We start from the raw sequence: 23,820 nt of genomic DNA, 5'->3' as shown, positions 1-23,820 counted from the left end.
ATGCGCAGGTGGCCGAGCAGGCGCCGCGCGGTGTTCGCGTCGAACAGCGCCGTGGCGTACCGCAACGTCCCCTGCAACCCGCTGGCGGTCTCCGTGAAGGACAGGCTGAGGTCGAACCTGGCCGGCTCTTCCGGCGCGCCGACAGGGCGCAGCTTGAGTCCCCCGGGAAGGGCCAGCTCTGGAACCGGCGCGTTCTGCAGGATGAGCAGGACCTGGAACAGCGGCGAGCGGCTGCGGTCGCGCGGCGGCGCCAGGGCTTCCACCAACTTGTCGAAGGGGATGTCCTGGTGGGCGTAGGCCGCCAGCGTCACCTCGCGCACCCGACCCACGAGCTCGCGGAACGTGGGGTTGCCCGACAGGCGCGTACGCAGGGCGAGCGTGTTGATGAAGAAGCCGACGATGCTCTCGAGCTCGACGCGGTTGCGCCCGGCGATGGGTGTGCCCACGACGATGTCGTCCTGCCCCGAGTGACGGGCCAGGACCGCTTGGAAGCCCGCGAGCAGGACCATGAAGAGCGTGGCGCCCTCGCGCCGGCCCAGCTCCTTCAGCCCGTCCGTGAGCTCACGAGGGAGGTCCAGCGGATGACTCGCCCCGTCGTATGACGGCGTCGCTGGCCGGGGGCGATCCGTCGGCAGCTCCAGCGCCGGTGGGGCTCCCTCGAGCCGCGTGCGCCAGTGCGCGAGCTCCGCTTCGAGCACGTCGCCCTGGAGCCGCTCCCGCTGCCAGCGGGCGAAGTCCGCGTACTGCATGGTGAGCTCGGGCAGGCGGGGCCGCCGCCCGGCCGCGAAGGCCGTGTAGAGCTCCGCCAGCTCACGGATGAGCAGGCCGAGTGACCACGCGTCGAAGATGCTGTGGTGCACCGTGAGGGTGACGACGTGCTCGCGCGCGGCCAGCTTGATGAGTCGGGCGCGCAGGAGCGGTCCCTTCTCCAGGTCGAAGGGCCGGCGTCCCTCTTCCTCCGCGACGCGGCGTGCCTCGTCCGCGCGCGTGTCGTCGGAGCGATCGCGCAGGTCGGTGACGGGTACCTCCAGGTCGAGCCGGCGGGCGATCACCTGGACGACCTGGTCCCCCTCCTCGACGAAGGTGGTCCTGAGCGCCTCGTGGCGCGCCGCCAGTGCATCGAGGCTCCGCCCCAGGGCGCCCACGTCGAGGTCACCGTCACACTGGAGCGCCGTGTGGATGTTGTAGACGGACGTGCCCGGCTCCAGGCGCTCCCAGAACCAGAGGCGCTGCTGGGCGAAGGACAGTGGGGCGCGGGACGGTGTGGCGCTCGCTGTCGTGGGCGCGGGATCTGGGCGCGTCTCGGGCCCGCTCCGGCTTTGGGTGATCGCCTCCGCGAGGCCGGCGACCGTCGGGGTCTCGAACAACGTCCGGATCGGCAGCTCGACCCGGTAGGTCTCTCGCAGGCGCGACAGCAACTGCGTCCCGAGCAGCGAGTGCCCACCGAGATCGAAGAAGCTGTCGTGGCGGCCCACCGGGGTCACGCCGAGGAGCTCCTGCCACATCGCCGCCAGCTCCTGTTCCAATGCGTCGCGAGGGGCCACGTAGCCGGTCGCGAGTTGGGGGCGCGCATGCGACGACACCGCGCTCGCCGCGTCCCCACGCGCCGCCACCGGCTGGACCCAGGTGGCCAACCGCGCGGAGAGGTCTCCGGTCGATACGACCCAGCGCGGAACGTCGCCGCGGAGCACGCTCTGGAACGCGGCGACGCCCTCGGCCATCGTGAGCGCCAGCATCCCCTCGTCGAGCGTCTCCTCGTCGCCCCAGCCATCCCAGTCCACGCTGAGCCAGGACGTGGACTCGCTCCGGTTCTGGCGGGCAGCGAAGGCGTCCATGAACAGGTTTGCCGCCGCATAGGCCGCGAACCCGATTCCCCCCAGCACCGCCGCCAGGGAGGATTGCAGCAGCACGAAGTCCAGCGCGCGGCCCCGCAGCGCGCGTTCGAGCGCCAGGACTCCGCGCACCTTCGCGTCGAATTGCTCCGCATGCCGCGCGTCACCAGGGTCCAGGACCGGGACGTGGGCCCGCTCACCCAGGCTTCCCGCCGAGTGGATCACCCCGTGGAGGGCTCCGAAGCGCGCCTCGGTTCGCGCGAGGACCTCCGCGACTTCCTCCGGGCGGGAGATGTCCGCGCGGAGCACAAGGACTTCGCCACCGCGCTGCTCGATGACGAGCAGTTGGCGGATGCGCCGCGACGTTTCGTCGTTCGAGCCATGGGAAGCCAGCCACGCCTCCCACGCTTCGCGCGCGGGAAACGCTGACCTGCCCACGAACACCAACCGCGCCTGGAACGACGTCGCGAGTTCCTCGGCCAGCGCCAGTCCGATGCGCCCGAGCCCACCCGTGATGAGGTAGACACCGCGCTCACGCAGCCGCCCCTGTCCCCCCTCTTGCGGGCGCGCGCGCTCGTAGGTCTCCGCCCAGCGGCGTCCACCCCGGTACGCGATGACCGGCTCGGCCGTTTCCACGCGGAGCTCGTCCACCAACAGGCGCGTGAGCCGCTCTCCACCCACCTCCGCCGGGGCGACGTCGATTGTGCGCACGTGCAGGGCGGGGGACAGCTCCTGCGGCAGGACCTTGCATGCCCCCACGAGGAGCGCGCTCGCCGGACACAGGGACTCCTCTCCCGTGACGTCCTGGGCACCGGCGGTGACCACGATGAGTTCGACAGCCGGCGCTGCCTTCCGCGTGTGCAGTGCGCTCGCCAGATGGAGCAGGTCGTGGAACCCGTTCACCGCCCGGTCCACCGCGGACGCCTCGTCCAGCGAGGCCCCGGCGACGCTCCCCAGGTGGACGACCCGCTCGGGCCTCCATCCTTCCGCGTCGAGCTCCGCGAGCAGGCGCGTGTAGCCCTCAGGCTGCCCCTCGGCCACGGTGAAGCGGCGAGGTCCCTGGCGGCCGTAGGCGTCCGTCGTGGCCACCCTCACGACGTCCCCGCCCGTGGCCTCCAGGCGGTCGGCCAGCGCGGGACCGAGGCGCTCATCGAGCATCACCAGCCAGCGTGTCGCCGCCATGCTCAAGCCGAGCCGCACCGCGTGCTTCCAGCCCGGGACGTAGAACCAGTCGGCCAGCGAGCCCTGCTTGCGCACGAGCCCCGGTCCTGTCACCGCTCGCGCCTGGGTGAGCCCGGCACCGGCGCGCGGTTCAATCCAGTAGCGCTCGCGCTGGAACGGGTAGGTGGGCAGGGACAGCCGGCGACGGTGCTCCGCGGGCTGGAGCCCGTTCAAGTCGAGCGCCGCGCCGGCGAGCCACAGCTGGCCCACCGTCTCCAACAGGCGCGTCCGATCGGAGACAGACTCACGCGGGTGCCGCAGGGTGGACAGGATGGTGCTCGGCCCTGGCGATCGTGCCGCCTGCCTCACCAGCGCGCCGAGCGTCGTGCCAGGACCGACCTCCAGGAACACGTTCGCCGTGTCCTCGAGCAGCAGCTTCGCTCCGTCGGCGAAGCGCACGGCCTGGCGCAGGTGCTCCACCCAGTAGCCTGGGTCCGTGGCCTCCTTCTCGGTGATCCAGGTGCCGGTCAGGTTGGAGACGTAGGGACGGCGAGGCCGCGACAGCCGCACACCACGGACCTTCGCGGCGAAGGCCTCCAGGATGGGGTCCATCATCGCCGAGTGGAAGGCGTGCGACGTGTGCAGCCGGCGGAACTCGACCTTCCGCCGGGTGAGCACCGCCTCCAGCGCCTCCACCATCTCCGTGGGGCCCGAGGCCACGCAGAGCGCGGGCCCGTTGACCGCGGCGAGCGACAGCGCGGGGCCGAGCAGGGGCCGCAGCTCGGCCTCGGGGAGCGCGACCGAGAGCATCGCGCCCGAGGGGAGCGACTGCATGAGCTGGCCGCGCGCTGTCACCAACGCGAGCGCGTCGTCGAGCGTCAGCACTCCCGCGATGCACGCGGCGACGTACTCGCCAATGCTGTGACCGAGCATCGCCTGCGGCGTCACGCCCAGCGACATCCACAGCTTCGCCAGGGCGTACTCGATGACGAAGAGCGCCGGCTGGGTCACCGCCGTCTGGGTGAGCCGAGCCTCCGCGGCCGAGGGGGCCACGTCGGACGGTGGGAACAGCACCTCGCGCAGGTCGAAGCCGAGCAGGGACTTCAGGCGGGTGCAGCAGTCATCCACATGCTTGCGAAAGACGGGCTCCGACGCGTGCAGCTCCTGCCCCATGCCCACGTACTGCGCACCCTGGCCGGGGAACAGGAAGACGACAGGGCTCGTGGAGTCCTCCTGGAGGGTGGTCCGCAGGCGCTGGGGGTCTCTCGCCTCCAGCGCGGCGCGAGCATCCTCCGCGTCACGGCAGACCAGGACACGGCGGTGCGAGAACCGCTGGCGCCCCACCTGCAGCGTGTGCGCAACCTGGGCGAACTCGGCCTCCGGGTGCTGCGTCAGCCAGGTCTGGAGGTTCGAGGTGGCGGCCTCCAGCGCGGGCACGGTGCGCGCCGACAGCGTGAGCAACTGCCACGGGCGGCTGGAGGACGTCGAGGAAGGCCTCGCGGGCGCCTCCTCCAGGATGACGTGCGCGTTCGTCCCGCCAATGCCGAACGAACTCACGCCGGCCCGGCGCGGCGTGCCGTCGCTCTCCCACGGCCGCAGCGTGTCGTTGACGAAGAACGGGCCGCTCGCCAGGTCGAGCTTCGGGTTGGGCTGCTCGAAGTGGAGGCAGGGCGGCAGCTCCCGGTGCTGGAGGGCGAGGACCGTCTTGATGAGCCCCGCGACGCCAGCAGCGGCATCGAGGTGCCCGATGTTGGTCTTGACCGAGCCGAGCGCACAGCGCGCCCGCGCACCCTGCGAGAGCCGGGCGCGGAACGCCTTGGTGAGCGCGGTGACCTCGATGGGGTCGCCCAGGGGCGTGGCCGTCCCGTGGGCCTCCACGTACGTCACGCTCTCCGAGGGGACGCCCGCGATGCCCAGGGCCTCGGAGACGACCGCGGTCTGCCCCTCGACGCTCGGGGCGGTGTAGCCCAGCCGTGCCTCGCCGTCGTTGTTGACCGCCGAACCACGGATGACCGCAAGGATGGGGTTACCGTCCGCGAGAGCGTCCGCGAGGCGCTTGAGGACCACGACCCCCGCCCCCGAGCCGCGCACCGTGCCGGCGGCCTTCGCGTCGAAGGTCCTGCAGTGCGCGTCCGGTGAGACGACGCCGCCTTCCTGGTAGGCGTAACCGGTCCGCTGGGGCAGGGCGATGGACACGCCACCCGCCAGCGCGAGGTCCGACTCGCCCGTCAGCAGGCTCTGACACGCGAGGTGGATCGCCACGAGCGAGGACGAGCAGGCCGTCTGCACCGCGATGCTCGCGCCGCGCAGCCCCAGCTTGTGGGAGATGCGTGGCGGGAGGAAATCCTTGTCGTTGCTGATGGTGACCTGGAAGGTCCCCATTCCCTGGAGGACGTCCGGGCGGGAGAGCAGGTTGCTGTAGAGGTACGAAGACGCGCCCGCGCCGCCGAAGACGGAGATCTGCCCTCGGTATGCCCGGCTCGCGTACCCGGCGCGCTCGAGCGCCTCCCAGCAGCACTCCAGGAAGACGCGGTGCTGCGGATCGAGCACCTCCGCGTCGCGCGGGCTGAAGTCGAAGAACCCCGCGTCGAAGCGGTCCACGTCTTCGAGCACGAAGCCCGCGCGGACGTAACCGGGCTGGTGGATGCGGGCCGGGTCGGCGCCGTCGGCCAACAGCTCCTCGTCGGTGAAGACCGTGCGCGCCTCGACGCCACGGCGAAGGTTGTCCCAGAACTGCTCGAGCGTCGCGGCCTGGGGGAAGCGGCCGGACATGGCGATGATCGCCACGCCCTCCGGAGAAGGCTCGGACCGCTCCATGTCGTCACTCATGGGAATCCTCCGGATTGCCGTCCGAGTCGGCCGGGGTGGGGCCGGCGCGTCCTCGCCTCCGGGCTTGCTGCCGCTCGAGCAGGGCCCTTCGGGAATCGAAGCGCTCCTCCTCGGCGGCGGTGTCCACGGGCGTGGCCGCGGCGTCGGCGACACGGCGCAGGTGCGCGGCGAGCGCGCTCACGCTCTGGTGCTGGAAGAGTTCGACGAGCGGGAACTCCACGCCCAGCGCGCTCTGGAGCTTGCCGTGGATCTGCACGAGCGAGAGCGAGTTGCCGCCCAGCTCGAAGAACCCGTCGTGCAGGCCCACCCTCGGTACGTTGAGGACCTCCTGCCAGATTCCCGCCACGGTGCGCTCGACGTCGCTCCGCGGCGCTTCGTATGTGGCCGCCGAGCCCAGGTGCCGAGCGTCGGGCGGCGGCAGCGCCTTGCGGTCGAGCTTGCCGCTCGACGACAGGGGCAGGGTGTCCAGCACCACGAAGGTGGCGGGGACCATGTACAGCGGCAGCCGCTCGGTGAGATAGCCGCGCAGCCCCGGCACTTCGAGGCCCGGCCCGTCGCCGGTGACGTACGCAACCAGTCGGCGAGTGCCGCCTTCATCTCGCGCCACGACAGCGGCATCCCTCACCGCCGGGTGCTCGCGCAGGACCGCCTCCAGCTCTCCGAGTTCGATGCGGAAGCCGCGCAGCTTCACCTGTCCGTCGGCGCGCCCGACGTATTCGAGCTCGCCGTCCGCGCACCATCGGACGATGTCGCCCGTGCGGTACAGGCGCGCGCCTGGCAGCGCGCCAAAGGGATCCGGCACGAAGCGCTCCGCCGTCAGGTCCGGCCGGCCCGTGTAGCCGCGCGCCACGCCCGGTCCGCCGACGTACAGCTCGCCGGCCACGCCGACCGGGGCGGGGACGAGGCGCGCATCCAGCACGTACACCCGCACGTTGGGGAAGGGCCGGCCGAGGGTGGGACGCTCTGGGTCCACCGCGCCGTTGATGGACGCGCAGATGGTCACCTCGGTGGGACCGTAGGCGTTGAGCAGCCGTCTGCCACGGCTCCACCGGCGGGCCACGTCCGGCGTGCAGGCCTCACCCGCGGATATCACCGTCTCCAACGCGGGCAGCCCCTCAGGCTCGAGCTGCGCCAGCACCGACGGCGTCAGGGTGACCGCGGTGATGGCGTTGTCCGTCAGCACGGCCCGCAGCGGGGGCCCCGGCAGCAGCGCTTCGCGCGGCGCCAGGCACAGCGTGGCTCCCGCCAGCAGCGTGGCGAAGATCTCGCACACCGACGCATCGAAGCTCGTCGCCGCGAACTGCAGGACGCGACTGCCCGGATGGAAGCCATGCTCCTTCACCGCCGCGAGCGCCGTGTTGCTCAGGCCGCGGTGCGTGAGCAGCGTCCCCTTGGGCCGCCCCGTCGAGCCCGACGTGTAGATGACGTACGCCAGGTTGTCGGCGTCGACGGCGACGTCCGGTGGCGTCTCCGGTGCGCCTTCGCCCACGCCCGGCTCGAGCACGTGCACCGTCACGCCCGGCGCGGCCACGCCGTCCGCCAGATGCCGTTGCACCAGCAGCACCCGGACGCCGCTGTCGGCGAGCATGAACGCCAGACGCTCACGCGGGTATCCCGGGTCGAGCGGCACGTACGCGCCACCCGCCTTGAGCACCGCGAGGATGCCCACCACCAGCTCCACCGAGCGATCCACGCACAGGCCCACCTGCACCTCGGGACCCACGCCCAGCGCCCTCAGCCGGTGCGCCAACTGGTTGGCCCTCCGCTCCAGCTCGCGATAGGTCACCCGTTGGTCCTGGAACGTCACCGCGAGCGCATCCGGCGTTCGTGCCGCCTGGGCCGCGACCAGTTCGTGCGCGCACCCCGACGGAAGCACCGCCTCCGTGGCGTTCCAGTCCACCAGCACCTGGCGGCGCTCCACGTCGGACAGCAGGGGCACTCGGGAGGGCTGGCGGTCGACGTCCTCCAGCACCGCCTGGAGCAGGCCGACGAGGTGTACCTCCATCCGGCGGATGGTCGCCCCGTCGAACAGCCGCGTGTTGTACTCGATGGCCCCGGTCAGCGCGCCGTCCTCCTCCATGAGCGTCAGGATGAGCTCGAAGCGCGCGGTGGGCAGGTCCGGCTCGAGCGGTGTCACCTTCAGCTCCGGCAATGCCAGCGCCGGCACCGCCGTGTTCTGCAGCGCGAACATGACCTGGAACAGGGGCGAGCGGCTGAGGTCGCGCTCGGGTTGGAGCGCCTCGACGACCTTCTCGAAGGGCACGTCCTGGTGGGCATACGCCCCCAGCGTTCCGTTCCGCACGCGGCCGAGCAGCTCGCGGAAGCTCGGGTCGCCCGCGAGGCTCGTGCGCAGCACCAGCGTGTTGACGAAGAAGCCGACGAGCTGCTCGGTCTCCTCGCGGGTACGTCCCGCGATGGGTGAGCCCACGCAGATGTCGTCCTGCCCGGAGTAGCGGCCCAGCAGTGACTGGAAGGCCGCGAGGAGCGTCATGAAGGGCGTGACACCCTCCTGGCGGCTCACCGCCTTCACGCGTGCGGACAGATCGGGCGACCAGCGGATGCGGTGGCTCGCGCCGCTGTAGGTCTGCACCGGGGGCCGCGCGCGGTCCGTGGGCAGGTCCAGCGCACGGGGCGCCCCGGCGAGCTGGTCCTTCCAGTAGCCGAGCTGCGCCGTCAGCACTTCGCCTTCCAGCCACTGACGTTGCCAGAGCGCGTAGTCCACGTACTGGATTGGCAGCGGTGCCAGGGGCGATGGGCGCTCCTGCCGGAAGGACTCGTAGAGGGCGGCCATCTCCCGCACGAAGACGCCCACCGACCAGCCGTCCGAGATGATGTGGTGCATCGTCATCATCAGGACGTGCGTGTCCTCGGAGAGTTCGAGCAGCACGGCTCGGATGAGCGGCCCGCGCGCCAGGTCGAACGGCCGGCGCACCTCCGCCGCGCACCTGCGCAGGGCGGCCTCCCCGCGCTCCTCGGGCGTGCCTTCCATCCGCACCCGCTCGAGGACCGATGGGAACTCCGAGGCCACGACCTGGAAGGGCATCCCCTCATCCATGCCGAACGTCGTGCGCAGGCTGTCATGGCGGCGCACCACCTCCGCGAGGCCGTGCTCCAGGGCCTCCACGTCGAGGTGCCCGCTCAGCCGCATGGCATGGGAGAGGTTGTAGAGCGCGCTGCCGGGCTCCAGCCGGTCGAGGAACCACAGGCGCTGCTGCGCGAAGGACAGGGGCAGCCGCTCCCCGCGCGGCATTCGCGTGAGCGGAGGCACCTGCGGCCCGGCGTCCTTGCGCGCCAGGGCTTCCACGCGCTCGGCCAGGTGCTCGGGAGTCGCGGACTCGAAGAGCACCCGGAGCGGCAGCTCGACACCGAAGGCCGCCCGCAGCCGCGATACGAGCTGCGTGGCCAGCAGGGAGTGTCCACCCAGGTCGAAGAAGCCGTCCTTGATGCCGACCCGCTCCACGCCAAGCACCCGCGAGAAGAGGCCGGTGAGGATCTCCTCGGTGGGAGTCCGTGGGGGCACGTAGCCCTCCGTGCTCCCGGCGAACAGCGCTTCGGGAGCGGGCAGGGCCTTGCGCACGACCTTGCCGTTGGAGTCGAGTGGCATCGCCTCCAGTCGGATGAACGCCGCGGGCACCATGTATTCGGGCAGCCGTTCGAGGAGCCAGCGGCGCAGCTCCGCGGCCTCCGGCAGCTCCTGGCGGCCCACGACGTAGCCCACCAGCCGGCGGTCCTCCGCCACCTCGTGCACGGTGACCACGGCCTCCTTGATGGCCGGGTGCGCTCCGAGCGCTGCTTCGATTTCTCCCAGCTCGATGCGGAACCCACGGAGCTTCACCTGGCTGTCCAGCCGGCCCAGGAACTCCAGCCGCCCATCGGCGCGCATGCGCGTCCGGTCGCCCGAGCGGTACATGCGCGCGCCCGGAGGGCCGTGTGGATCCGGGAGGAACCGCTCGGCCGTCAGGTCCGGCCGGCCCAGGTATCCCCGTGCGAGGCCACCGCCCGCGATGAACAGCTCGCCGGGTGTGCCGACCGGTACCGGCCGCAGGTGCGCGTCGAGGACGGACACGCGGGCCCCGGAGATGGCGCGGCCAATCGTGGGGAGCCCCTGCTCGACACTGGCTGGCGCCACGAAATCGCAGGTCGCGAGCACGGTCACTTCGGTGGGGCCGTAGACGTTCAGGAGCTGGTAGGGCGTCTCCGTGGTGGGGCGCCGCCGGAGCTGTTCACCACCGACGATGATGACGCGCACGCGGTGGTGCGCCGGGAGAGGCTCGGCCAGGACCAGCTCCCCGAGCGCCGTGGTGAAGAAGGCCGTGGTGATGGCCGTGTCCGCCATCCAGCGCGCGAGTGCGGCGGGCGCGGCGCGCACCTCGTCCGGGACGATGACCAGCGTCGCTCCGGCCGCGAGCTTGGGCCAGAGCTCCAGCATCGATGCATCGAATGCGGGGGAGGCCATCACGGCCCCTCGGTCACCCGGGCCCACGGGGATGTCGCGCTGGTGCCACGCGGTCAGGTGGGCCAGCGCGGCATGGTCGGCGGTGATGCCCTTGGGGACGCCCGTCGTGCCTGACGTGAAGATGACGTAGGCGGACTGGGACGGGAGTGGCTCCGGCGGTTCGGTGGTGCCTTCGTCCGCGACCCTGCCCGCGTCGGGCGGGTGGATGTTGGCGAACACCACCTGGAGCCCCGGGGGCAGGCGCGCCGCCAGCGAGGGCGAGGTCACGACGACCGCCGCGTGAGCCTCGGCGAGGATGACGCGCAGACGGGCGTCCGGCATGGTCGGGTCGAGCGCCATGAACGCGCTGCCCGCCTTGAGGATCGCCAATTGCGCGATCACCATCTCGGCCGAGCGCTCCAGCAACACCGCGATGGGACGCTCCCCACGGGTGTCCATGCGCGCGAGCCCGCGAGCCAGGCGCGAGGCCTCACGGACGAGCTCTCCGTAGGTGAAGACGCGCGCTCCGTCGATGACCGCTGGTGTCTCGGGTGCAAGTGAGGCCTGGCTCGCGATGAGCGAGAGCACGCTGGGGTGCTCCGGAGCGGGCCGGAGCTCGAAGGACGAGAGCCCGCTCGTGTGCGTGAGCGCCAGCCGAGACAGGCGAGTCCGAGGCTCGGACACGACACCCTGGAGCAGGACGCGCAGCTGGTCCTCCATCCGGGAAATCGTCTCTGTGTCGAACAGGTCCGTGTCGTACTCGATGAAGCCGTCGAAGCCGTCAGGCCCCTCGCGGAGCGACAGGGCCAGGTCGAACTTGGCCGCCTGGCTCTCGGTGGGCAGCGCCCTGAGGACGAGCCCCGGGAGGGTCAGCTCGGCCGTCGGCGCGTTCTGGAGGGCGAACACCACCTGGAAGAGGGGCGGGTGGCTCAGGCTGCGCTCGGGGTGCAGTTGCTCCACGAGCTTGTCCAGGGGGACGTCCTGGTGTGTGTAGGCCGCCAGCGTCACCTCGCGGACCCGGCCGAGCAGCTCCAGGAACGACGGGTCTCCCGCCACACTCGTGCGCAGGACGAGCGTGTTCACGAAGAAGCCGATGAGGCCCTCGACCTCCGTGCGCGTCCGGCCCGCGACGGGCGTTCCCACGCAGAGGTCGTCCTGGCCGGAGGTGCGCGCCAGCAGCGTTTGGAATGCCGCCAGCAGGACCATGAAGGGTGTGGCCCCCTCCTTCTGGCCGAGCGCCTTGATGGCCTCGGACAGCTCCCTGGGCAGGGTTACCGGGTGTGTCGCTCCCCGGTAGGCACGGACGGGGGGACGGGGGCGATCGGTGGGGAGCTCCAGCAGCGGGGGGGCGCCGGCGAGCGTCATCCGCCAGAAGTCGATCTCTGCTTCGAGCTCCGGTCCATCCATCCACCGTCGCTGCCACGCCGCGAAGTCGGCGTATTGATAGTCGAGCTCCTTGAGGGGCGAGGGCTTTCCACCGGAGAAGGCCTCATAGAGCGCGGCCACCTCGCGGATGAGCACGCCGGTGGACCAGCCGTCCGAGATGATGTGGTGCAGCGTCACGAGCAGCGTGTAGGCGCGCTCGTCCTGCTGGATGAGCACGGTGCGCAGCAGCGGTCCCCGCTGGAGGTCGAACGGGGTCTGCGCCTCCTCGGCCTTCAGGCGCCGCTCCTCGGCGTCGCGCTCCGCCAGGGGCAGCCCGCGCAGGTCCACCCGCCGCAGCGGCAGCTCGCCCACCGGGGAGATGACCTGGATCGGTTGCCCGTTCTCGGCGCGGAACGCCGTCCGCAGGGGTTCATGACGCGCCACCAGCGCGGCGAACGCGCGCTCCAGCGAGGCCGCATCCAGGTCACCTTCGATGCTCACCGCAGCGGGGATGTTGTATGCGGCGCTCCCCGGCTCCAACTGGTCCATGAACCACAGGCGCTGCTGAGCGAAGGACAGGGGCAGCGTCCCGTCGCGCGGCACGCGCACCAGGGGCGTCCACCGCACGCCCACCCCGGCGTCGAACGCTCGCTCGACGTGCTCGGCGAGCGCGCCCACGGTGGGCGCATCGAAGAGCGCACCCACTGGCAGATCGATGCGGAAGGCATCTCGGACGCGGACGATGGCCTGCGTCGCCGTCAGCGAGTGGCCACCGAGCGCGAAGAAATCGTCATCCCGCCCCACGCGCGGTCGTCCGAGCACCATGGCGAGGATCTCCGCGATCCGCTCCTCGACCGGGGTCCTCGGCGCGGCATACGCCATGCCGTCCGTCACCGCCTTCACGTCCATGTCGGGCAGGGCCTTGCGGTCCACCTTGCCGTTGGGGGTGAGCGGTAGCGCGTCCAGGGTGAGGAACTCCGAGGGCACCATGGGCTCCGGCAGCCGTGTCAGCAGCCAGCCTCTCAGCTCCAGGGAGTTCGGCGGCGCGTCGTGAGCGACGACGTAGGCGATCAGCTTGCGGTCACCGCCGTAGTCCCGCACCGCCACGGCCACTTCCTTCACGGCCGAGTGCTCGGCGAGCACCGCTTCAATCTCGCCCAGCTCGATGCGGAAGCCGCGCACCTTCACCTGGTCGTCGATGCGTCCCAGGAAGTCGAGCTCGCCGTCGGCGCGCCAGCGCACGAGGTCTCCCGTGCGGTAGAGGCGCTGCCCCGGCGTGGAGGAGAACGAATCCGGCACGAACCGCTCGGCCGTCAGCGCGGGCTGCTGGCTGTAGCCACGCGCGACGCCCGCTCCGCCGATGTACAGCTCACCCGCCACGCCGACCGCCACCGGCATGAGGTGCGCGTCCAGCACGTACAACTTCGTGTTGGCGATGGGGCGGCCAATGGGCACCGTGCTCCCTAAGGCGGTCTGGGGACCCACCTCGAAGGTGCAGCAGCCCACCACCGTCTCCGTGGGGCCGTACTCGTTGATGATGCGCGTGGCCGGCGCCCGCTCACGCCAGAACGCGAGCGCGGCGGAGGTCAGCGCTTCTCCGCCCACGACGAAGCAGCGCACGCGGCCAGCCACGGCCACGTCGCCAAGCTGCGTCTCCAGGAGCGACAGCTGGGTTGGCGTCAGCTTGACGAGGGAGAGGTCCGTGCCCGAGCGCAGGACCTGGGCCAGCCCTTCGCCCGCCTTCGTGTCGGGCACCAGGACGACTCGTCCTCCCGCCATGAGGGGCGTCAGCAGGCTGGTGATGGTCAGGTCGAAGCCCAGCGGCGAGTGAACGGGCGCACCCGCACCCGACGCCGCGTCATAGGCCTCGCGGCTCCACACGAGGTAGTTGACGGCGCCCCCGTGCGTCACCATGACGCCCTTGGGCCGGCCGGTGCTGCCCGACGTGTAGAGGACGTAGGCCAGTTGGTCCGCGTCCACCGTCACGCCGAGGTCCGTGTCCTCCTCGGGGGACAGGTCGATCTCGTCGAGGCACACCTGCGGCCCCCCGGTGTCGGGGAGTTCGTCGCGGAGGATGGAATGGGCGACCAGCACCTGGGCCGCGCTGTCCTTGAGCACGTAGGCGAGCCGCTCATACGGGTAGCTCGGGTCGAGCGGTACGTAGGTACCGCCGGCCTTGAGGACGCCCAGCACGCCCACCACCATGTCGAGGCCGCGCTGGAGCGCGAGCGCGACCCGCACCTCCTGCTTCACTCCGTTGCGCCGCAGGACGCGCGCGAGCTGATTCGCCCGCGCGTTCAGCTCGCGGTAGCTCAACGAGAGGGCGTCGACCTGGAGCGCCACCGCGTCGGGCGTCCGCTGTACCTGGGCCTCGAACAACGCGCCGACGTGCTTCGCGAGTGGCGCCTGCGTGGCCGTGTCGTTCCACGAGACGAGCAGGCGGTGACGCTCCTGTGCGTCGAGGAGCTGGCAGGACTCGTAGCGACCCAGCGGGTGCCGCGCCATGTCCTCCAGCGCGCGCAGGTAGATGCCGGCGATGTATTCCAGCCGGTCCAGGTCCCACTCGCGCCCGTGGCTGCGCAGCGTGAGCTTCACGTCCTGGGTCTCCGGGTCCACGCTGAACGTCGTGTCGAGCGGCATGTCCAGCCACGACGTCTCCCAGTACGGCTCCACCAGCCTCATTCCCGGGATGCGCGTCAGCCCCTCGGAGACGTGGAAGTGGACGAAGTTGAAGAGGGCATCGAACAGCGGGCGTCCCCCCAACTGTTGCTGCATCCGCGCCATCGGGTAGCGCCGATGCGGGGAGAGCGCCTGCTCGCGGGCGAACACCTCGCGGACCAGCTCCACCCAGGTGCCTCCGCCGAGCCGCACCGGGAAGGGGACGCTGTTGAGGAACAAGCCCAGCACCCGCTCGCCGTCGCTCACCTCCGGGCGGCCGTTCACCACGAAGCCCGTCACCACTTCGGAGGCCCCCTCGAGCACCCCTCGGACCCGCAGGTGCGCCGCGAGCAGGACGCTCTTGATGGGCACCACGGCCTGGTGGGCCAGAGCCCGGAGTCCCCTGGCCAACGGCTCCGTCAGCGGGAACTCGCGAAACAGGAGCGGGCCCGGCGCCTGGGCTCCCGTCCTGCGGGCGGCGTCCACGCGCACGCGTGACACCTCGGCCAGTCGCTCCTGCCAGTAACGTTGCGTCTCCTCGGAGTCGAGCGCCTGACGCTCCAGCGCCACGAACTCACGGTACACCGCCCCCAGCGGAGGGACGGGCGCCGCCGCGCCCCGCCGCACGGCCAGGTAGCGGGGGACGAGCTCGGTCAGCAGTGACGCGAAGCTCCAGCCGTCGAGAATCGCGTGGTGGAAGATGACGGACAGCTGCACCGTGTGCTCACCGCGCCGGTGGAAGCCGAAGCGGAGCAGCGGCGCCCGGTCCCATGCGAAGGGGCGGCTGCGCTCACGGCCGAGCCACTCCCGCAGCACGGTGTCCTGCTCGGCGCGGGACAGGTGACCGAGGTCCTCCACGTGCAGCGGCACCTCCGCCTCGCGGTGGACGAGCTGTAGCGGGACGCTGAAGCGGACCAGATCGAACGAGGTCCGGAGCACGGGGTGGCGCGAGGCCAGCTCCTGGAGGACGTGCCGCAGCGGCTCGGCGCTGGCGTCCTCCAGCTCCAGGTGGAAGCTGAAGGCGTCATGGTAGAGCGCCGACTGCTGGCTGTACTCGCTCTGGAAGAGCATGCCCACCTGGAGCGCGGCCAGAGGGTAGGCGTCCATGACGTCCGCGGGCAGCCGCGCGCGGTCCTCGGAGGACACCAGGGAGAAGGGCTGGCTCGTCGCCGCCTCCGTCCGGGGTGGCTCCTGGTGCAGGAGCGTCTCGGCCATGGCGCGGACGGTCTGCTTCTCCAGGAGCGTCGCCACCGACAGCTCGACGCCTCGCTCGCGGCAACGCGCCACGTACTGGATGGCGCGGATCGAATCGCCGCCCAGGTCGAAGAAGCTGTCGTCGATACCCACGGTCTTCACGCCCAGCGTCTCCGCGCCCACCGCGGCGAGGATCTCCTCGGTAGGGGTGCGAGGGGCCGCGTAGGTCGTGCCGAGCTCGGGGCGCGCCCCATCCGGCGCCGGCAACGCGCGACGGTCGACCTTGCCGTTGGCCGTGAGCGGCAGCTCCGCGAGCGTTACGGCGGCGGCTGGCACCATGTGCGCGGGCAGCTTGTCCGACAGGAAGGACCGCATCCCGTCGACGGTCACCGTCTGGCCCTCGACGGGAACGACATAGGCCACCAGGGACTTCTCTCCGGCGAACTCACGCGCCACGACCACGGTGTCCCGCACCGCCGGGTGGCGTCGCACGGCGGTCTCGACTTCCCCTGGCTCGATTCGAAAGCCACGGACCTTCACCTGGTTGTCGACGCGGCCGAGGAACTCGAGCGTGCCGTCACGGCGCACGCGGCACAGGTCGCCGGTGCGGTACAGCCGGGCCCCGGGCGTGGTGCCGAAGGGGTTCGGGATGAAGCGCTCCGCGGTCAGCGCGGGCTGGTGGAGGTAGCCGTGCGCGAGCCCGTCTCCTGAGGCGTACAGCTCTCCAGGCGCGCCGATGGGGACCTGCGCCAACGCCGGGTTGAGCACGTACACCTGTGTGCCCGGGACGGGCCGACCCAGGGGCACGCCCGCGCGGAGTTCCTCACGGTCCGTTACCGGGAAGCAGCAGGTGAACGTCGTGTTCTCCGTGGGACCGTAGCCGTTGATGACCCGGCAGGTGGGGTAGGTCTCGAGCACGCGCGCCACGTGCGGAGCCGACAGCACGTCACCGCCGGCAAGCAGTTGTCGCACTGGCGCCAAGGCTCCGAGGTGCGTGTCGACGACCTGGTGGAACAGGCCTGCAGTCAGCCACACCGTGGTGATGTGCTCACGGGAGATGAGCTCGCCCAGTTCGTCGAGTGACGGCGCGTGCGGCGGCGCGATGACCAGCCGGGCGCCGTTCAGCAGCGCGCCCCAGATCTCGAAGGTGGACGCGTCGAAGGCGAGCGGCGCCAACTGCAGGAGGGTCTCCTCCGACGACAGGCGCACGTAGCCCGGCTCCTGGACCAGCCGGAGCACTCCGCGATGGGGCACCGCGACGCCCTTGGGCGTTCCGGTCGAACCGGAGGTGAACAGGACGTAGGCCTCGGACTCCGGGCCCACCGCGTGCGCCAGGTCGTGCTCCGGCCTCTGTCCGAGCGTGGCCTCATCGCGGTCCATGCACACAAGCTGGGCCCAGTGCGCGGGCAGCTCGTCGGCGACCTCCGAGCGCGTCACGATGGCCGCCGGCCGTGCTTCCTCCAGCAGGAAGGACAGGCGCTCCGCCGGGTAGCTCGCGTCGAGCGGGACATAGGCGCCGCCGGCCTTGAGGATCGCCACCATGCCGATCACCAGCTCCAGCGAGCGCTCCAGCGCCAGGGCCACGCGGCTGCCAGGGCCCACGCCGAGCCCGCGCAGGTGGTGGGCGAGCTGGTTGGCGCGGCGGTTGAGTTCGCCGTAGGTGAGCGTCTGCTCCTGGAAGACGAGGGCCACCGCGTCCGGCGCCGCCGACACGCGCTGCTCGAAGCAGGCGGGGATGCACGCGTCCGGAGCGATGTGCCGCAGGGGGCCATTCCATGCCGCCAGCCGCTGGTGCTCCTCGCGGGTGAGCATGGGCAGGGTGGAGATGCGCTGTCCGGGGGCTTCGACGGCGGCGTGGGCCAGCAGGAGGAAGTGCTCCCACAGGCGCGCCATCCCCTCGCCGTCGAGGATGTCGGTGTTGTACTCGGCGACGACGCTCAGGCCCTCACGGTCGGGTGTGAGGATGAGCAGCAGGTCCCAGCGCGCCAGCCCGTTGCTCGCGCCTTCCATGAGCTCCAGGGCGAGGCCCGGCAACCGCATCGCGGGCATGGGGGCGTTCTCGAGGACGAGCTTGGCCTGGAAGAGCGGCTGTCCCGTGGCGGCGCGCTGGTCGCGCAGCTCCTGGACGAGCCGGCCGAAGGGCGTGTCCTGGTGCTCGTAGGCCTCCAGGGCGACCCGCCGTACGCGCGAGAGGAGCTCCTGGAAGGTGGGCTGGCCCGACAGCGGCGTGCGCAGGACGAGCTGGTTGGTGAAAAAGCCGATGATGCCCTCGAGCGCGTCGTGCTCGCGGCTCGCGATGTCGGTGCCCACGACGATGTCGTCCTGCCCCGTGTGGTGATGGAGGAGGACGTCGAAGACCGCGAGCAGCGCCATGAAGAGCGTGGCGCCCTCGCCGCGAGCGAGCGCCTCCAGCCGCGCGGTCAGCTCCGCGGGGAAGGTGAAGCGCCGACTGTCACCTCGGAAGCGCTCACCCGGTGGGCGCGGCGTATCGGTGCGCAACTGGAGCGTGGGCAGCTCCGTCAACTTGCCCCGCCACCAGGCCAGGTTCTCCGCCAGCACGCCGGACTCGAGCCAGCCGCGGTGCCACGCCGCGTAGTCGGCGTACTGGATGGGCAGCTCCGCCAGCGGCGAGGGCCCGCCCTGGCTGAAGGCGCCGTAGAGCGCCGCGAGCTCGCGCAGGAACACGCCGCCCGACCAGCCGTCGGAGACGATGTGGTGCAGCGTCAGGCAGAGGATGTGCTCGTCCTCACTCAGGCGGACGAGCACCGTGCGCACGAGCGGCCCGTGCGCCAGGTCGAACGGGCGCACGGCCTCCTCGCGCGCCAGGCGCCGCGCCTCCGTCTCCGCCTCCTCGCGCGAGCGGCCACCCAAATCCTCCACCGGCAGCGCCAGTTCCCCCGGAGGCAGGATGACCTGCACCGGGCGCCCGTCCACCTCGCGGAAGACGGTGCGCAGCGCCTCATGCCGGCGGATGAGCTCGGCGAGACCTCGCTCCAGGGCGGGCACGTGGAGCATGCCGCGCATCCTCACCGCGGCGGGCACGTTGTAGAGAGGCGAGCCCGGGGAGAGCTGGTCGGCCAGCCACAGGCGCTCCTGCGCCAACGACAGCGGAAGGGGCCCGGTGCGCGGCACCCTGGCGAGCGGCGGCGGGGCCCTGCGGGGCTGCTGCGCGCTTGCGTCGATGCGGCGGGCCATCACGGCCACGGTGGTCGCATCGGTCATCAACGCGGTCAGGGGCAGGTCCACCCCGAAGGCGGTGCGGATGCGGGAGATGACCTGGGTGGCCATGAGCGAGTGACCGCCCAGGTCGAAGAAGTCGTCGTGGATGCCAATGCGGTCGGTCCGCAGCACCTCCGCCCAGATGGCCACCAGCTTGTGTTCCGTGTCCGTCGTGGGCGCGGCGTACTCCTCGCCCAGTGTGAGGCGCGGGTCCTCCGGCGGAGGCAGGGCCTTGCGATTCAGCTTCCCGTGGTGGGTCAGCGGGAGCGCCTCGAGCGGGATGAAGGCCGAGGGAACCATGTACTCCGGCAGTCGCGACTCGATGGCGCCGCGCAGCCCGCGCGCCACCTCGAGCGAGGCCACCACGTAGGCCACCAGTCGCGGATCGCCCGCGACGTCCTCTCGGACGATGACCGCCGCGTCGCGCACGCCCGGTTGCGCGCGCAGCACGGCCTCGATCTCACCCGGCTCGATGCGGTAGCCGCGCAGCTTCACCTGGTCGTCGACACGTCCCACGTACTCCAGGTCGCCGTCGGCGAGGTGTCGGACCCGGTCGCCCGTGCGGTACAGCCGGGCACCGGGCACCGAGGAGTAGGGGTGGGGGACGAACCGCTCGGCGGTGAGGTCCGGGCGGCCCAGGTAGCCCCGCGCAAGGCCCACGCCCGCGACGTACATCTCGCCCGGAACACCGGCCGGCACGGGCTGGAGCGCGTCATCCAGCACGTACACCTGGACGTTGGCCAGCGGCCTGCCCAGCGTGGGGCGCTCGGGGTCCATCGCCGTGTTGAAGGTCGCGCAGACGGTGACCTCGGTGGGGCCATAGGCGTTGACGAAGCGCAGCCGGTCCGCCCAGCGCAAGGCGATCTCCGGCGTGCATGCCTCGCCCGCCGTGAGCACGGTCCGCAGGCTCGTCACTCCCGCGGGGAAGAGCTGCGCGAGGACGGACGGCGTCAGCGTGACGACGGTGATGGCCTGCTCGTTCAGGGTCTGCTCGAGCGGAGCCCCCGGCATCAGCCGGTCCCTTGGCACCAGGACCAGCGTGGCCCCCGACAGCAGCGGCGGGAAGATGTCGGAGACCGCCGCGTCGAAGCTCAGCGCGAAGAACTGCAAGAGGCGGCTGCCCACCTCCAGCTTCATCACCGCGAGCGTCTGCCGCGCCGTGTTGCACAGGCCCCGATGCTGGAGGAGCGTCCCCTTGGGGCGGCCCGTCGAGCCCGAAGTGTAGATGACGTACGCGAGGTTGCCGCCAGTGGCGCCAGCGTCGAGGTCCTCCGTGGACTCGAGGCGGACCTCGGCCTCCACGTCCTCCAGGCACAGCGCCCGGGCCTGCTGCCCGCCCAGCCGGTCGACCAGCGCGCGGCGCGTGAGGACGAGCGGAGCGCGCGTATCGTCGAGGATGAGGGCGAGCCGCTCCATGGGCTGGCTCGGGTCGATCGGCACGTAAGCGCCGCCCGCCTTGAGGATGGCGAGCAGCCCCACGACCATCTCGAACGAGCGCTCGACGCACAGGCCAACGAGGACCTCCGGCCCCACGCCCCGGCGCCGAAGCACCCGCGCCAGCCGGTTGGCCCGCGCGTTGAGTTCGCGGTAGCTCAGCTCTTCACCCTCGAAGCTGAGCGCCACTGCGTCGGGAGTCCGCGCGACCTGCGCCTCGAAGAGCCGGTGAGCGCAGACATCCTCCGGCTCACCGGGGACGGCGCCGCTCCACTCGACGAGCAGTTGGCGGCGCTCCACTTCATCCAGCGGGGACAGGGACGCCAGTGGCGCCGAGGGCTGGGAGACCGCGGCCTCCAGCAGGGCGCCGAGGTGCTTGACGAGCTGGCGCGCCGTCGCCGCGTCGAACAGGTCCGTGCTGTACTCCAGCCGGCCGTGGAGGCCCTGGACGCTCTCCGCGAGCGCGAGGCGCAGGTCGCTCTGGACCAGGCGGCTCGGCAGCTCCAGTTGCTGAAGCTCCAGCCCCGGCAACGGCTGCGCGGAGAGCGGGTCCGGCAGGATGGCCAGCACCACCTGGAACAGCGGCGAGGCCCCGAGGTGGCGCGTCGGCCGCAGCGCCTCCACCAGCTTCTCGAACGGCAGTTCCTGGTGGGCATAGGCCTCCAGGGTGACGTCGCGCACGCGCGCGAGCAGCTCGTGGAAGGTGGCGGCTCCCGCCAGCCGCGTGCGCAGGACCAGGGTGTTGACGAAGAAGCCGATGAGTCCCTGCGTCTCCGGGCGGTCACGACCGTTGATGGGCGTGCCCACGCAGATGTCGTCCTGCCCCGAGTAACGGGCCAGCAGGAGCTGGAACGCCGCCAGCAACACGACGAAGGGTGACACGCCCTGCTCGCGCGCGAGGGACTTCACCTGCTCCATCAGCAGGGCCGACAGCTTCACCTCCACGCTGTCACCCTGGTGCGTGGACACCGCCGGCCGGGGCCGCGCAACACCCAACTCCAGCACCTCGGGCGCACCTTCGAGCTGCCGCCGCCAGTAGCCGAGCAATCGCTCCAGCGTCTCGCCCCGCAGGTGATCGCGCAGCCACGCGCCGTAATCGGAGTACCGCAGCGACAGCTCGGGCAGCGCCGCCGGCTGACCGGAGGTGTGCGCCGCGTAGAGCGCCGCGAGTTCGCGGACGAGCACCTCCATGGACGCGCCGTCCGAGACGATGTGGTGCATCGTGAGCACGAGCACGTGCTCCTGTTCGCCGGTCCGTAGCAGGAGCCCGCGCAGGAGCGGCCCTTGCGTCAGCAGGAAGGGCCGAAGCGCCTCGGCGTCCGCACGTCGCTGGACCTCCCGTTCGCGCTCGGCAGCCGGCCGCGCGCGCAGGTCGTCGGTGGTGAGCGTGAAGTCCGCGTCCGGCGAGACGCTCAGCACGGCCGGACCTTCCGTCTCCACGGCGCGGAACGTGGTCCGGAGCACCTCGTGGCGGCGCACGATGTCCTGGAACGCGCGCTCCAAGGCCCCGGTGTCCAGGGCGCCCTTGAACCGGACGGCGACGGCGAGGTTGTACAGGGCACCGCCCGGCTGGAGCTGCTCCAGGAGCCATAGCCGCTCCTGGCCGGGGGAGAGCAGGGGTGGCGTGTCATCCGCGCGGCGAGTGATGGCCGGGAGCTCCGCCTTCGCGGCCGAGCGCCGTCCGTGCAGCAGTGCCGCCAGCTCCATGACGCTGGGTCCTCGCAGCAGCTCCTCCATGCGCAAGGAGACGCCCGTGGCGATCTCCAGCGCGTGTCCCAGCTCGATCGCGACGAGCGAGTCGAAGCCGAAGCGGGTGATGGGCACGGCGGGATCCAGCTCCTCCGCCCGGACACGCAACCTTCGGCCCAGGGTGTCCCGCAGCCAGGTGGTGGTCTCCTCCAGGGTCGCGCTCGAGGACAGCGCCACAGCCTCCGGAGCTGTCGCGCCGACCGCGGCCTCCTCGCGCCAGGTCGACACGAGGGCCAGCTCGCCGGCGACGAACGCCGCGCGGGTGCCGTTGCGCTGGATCTTCCCGCTGGACGTCTTGGGAATACTGCCGGGTTCAATCAACGCGAGCGCGTGGAGCTGGACGTCGTGCTGCTCCGCGAGCCGGCGGCGCACCAGGGCCGTCACCTCGGCGGGATCCACCAGTTTGCGGACATCCACCTCCTGGACGACGACGAGCCGCTCCTCACCATCGACGTCCAAGGCGAAGGCGGCGGTGCAACCGGGGCGGAGCGCGGGGTGGCTCTGCTCGACGGTAAGCTCCAGGTCCTGGGGATGGATGTTGCGGCCGCGGAGGATGATGAGGTCCTTGAGCCTCCCGGAGACGAACAGCTCGCCTTCGTGCAGGAAGCCAAGGTCGCCCGTGCGCAGGAATCGCCTGTCACTTCCGGGCACCTGGGCCTCGAACGCGCGGGCCGTCTCCTCGGGGCGTTGCCAGTAGCCCCGCGCCACGCTCGGGCCAGAGACCCAGATCTCTCCCACGGTGCCCGGCGGGCACGGCGCGCACGTCGCGGGGTCCACGACGCGCAGCTCCTGGTCCGGCAGGTTCCCGCCGCAGCCGACGAGCACCTGTCCCCCGGTCGTCGTGTCGACTCGGGCCTCATTGCGCGCCAGCGCTCCGGGCGAGAACGAACGATGGACGGGGAACACGCCCTTCTTGCCGCCCGAGACGATCAGCGTGGCCTCGGCGAGGCCGTAGCAGGCGTAGAGCGCCTCGGGGCGAAACCCGCTCGGCGCGAACGCCTCCGTGAAGCGCGCGAGCACCTCCGGGCGGATGGGCTCGGCGCCGCAGAACGCGACCTCCCAGGCGCTGAGGTCGAGCGCCACGCGCTCCTCGGGCGTGCTCTTGCGCACGCACAGGTCGAACGCGAAGTTCGGACCGCCGCTGATGGTGCCCTTGAAGCGCGACACGGCCTCCAGCCACCGGAGCGGGCGCTTGAGGAAGTCCAGCGGCGACATCAGCGCCACGGGGAACCCCATGTAGAGCGGCTGCAGGATTCCGCCGATGAGCCCCATGTCGTGGTAGGGCGGCAGCCAGATGACGCCCACGGAGTCCTGGCGGCTCTCGAACGCGTGAGCGATGAGCCCCAGGTTGTGCAGCAGGTTGCCGTGGCTGAGCATCACCCCCTTGGGCGTGCCCGTGGAGCCGGAGGTGTACTGGAGGAAGGCGAGCGCGTCCGGGCCGACGTCCGCCGGCGTCCAGTCGTGCTCCGTGTCCTCGGGGAGCGTGTCGGTGGCCACCCACTGGAGCGACTGGAGCTCCGGGGCCTGCTCGAACAGCAACTCCGCGAAGGACGCGATGAACGAGGTGGTGAGCACCACCGTGGCCCGCGCATCCTCGATGATGGCCCGCAACCGGGGCAGCGTCCGCGCGAGCCGGAGCGGATCCGGAGGGTAGGCCGGCACCGCGACCCGCTGCGAGTACAGGCACCCGAAGAAGCCCGCGATGTACTGCAGGCCGGGCGGGTACAGCAGCACGACGCGCGCCCCGGCGGGAGCCACCGCCTCCAGCGCCGCGCCAATGCGCCGGGCCCAGCGGTCCAGCTCCCCGCCCGTCATCCCGCTGGCGGCCCCGTCCTCTTCCAGGAACGTGTAGAGCGGGTCCTCTGCCCGGCCCTGCGCCCGCTGACGCAGAAGGCCGACGAGAGACGTGGAGGAGCCAGGAGACGAGGTGGAGTGGGCGGACAT

At 71.5% G+C, this 23,820-nt stretch carries 2 protein-coding genes (1 of these 2 cut by a window edge); both read right to left on the bottom strand.

All coding sequences use genetic code 11. The annotated features are described in order from the left end of the window. A protein-coding gene (locus tag HUA75_RS34430) for a non-ribosomal peptide synthetase/type I polyketide synthase (protein ID WP_174488790.1) crosses the window boundary here: on the bottom strand, window positions 1-5,822 show its 5' end (the start). Its footprint begins 6,457 nt before the window's first position; 5,822 of the gene's 12,279 nt are visible here — the first part of the coding sequence; the start codon lies at window positions 5,820-5,822; its stop codon lies off the left edge, out of view. Next, complete coding sequence (locus HUA75_RS34425) at window positions 5,815-23,820, bottom strand: non-ribosomal peptide synthase/polyketide synthase (RefSeq protein WP_174488789.1); 18,006 nt, start codon at window positions 23,818-23,820, stop codon at window positions 5,815-5,817. Before HUA75_RS34425 ends, HUA75_RS34430 begins: the two co-directional genes overlap by 8 nt.

Origin of the sequence: Myxococcus sp. CA040A, from assembly GCF_013336725.1 — a bacterium.
Lineage (GTDB): Bacteria > Myxococcota > Myxococcia > Myxococcales > Myxococcaceae > Myxococcus > Myxococcus llanfairpwllgwyngyllgogerychwyrndrobwllllantysiliogogogochensis.
Note: the sequence above shows the minus strand (reverse complement) of the source record. Positions and strands in the feature narration are given on the sequence as shown.

Bases quoted from the DNA above. Each gene is read 5' to 3' on its own strand.
- HUA75_RS34425 (WP_174488789.1), bottom strand. From the start codon at position 23,820: ATGTCCGCCCACTCCACCTCGTCTCCTGGCTCCTCCACGTCTCTCGTC.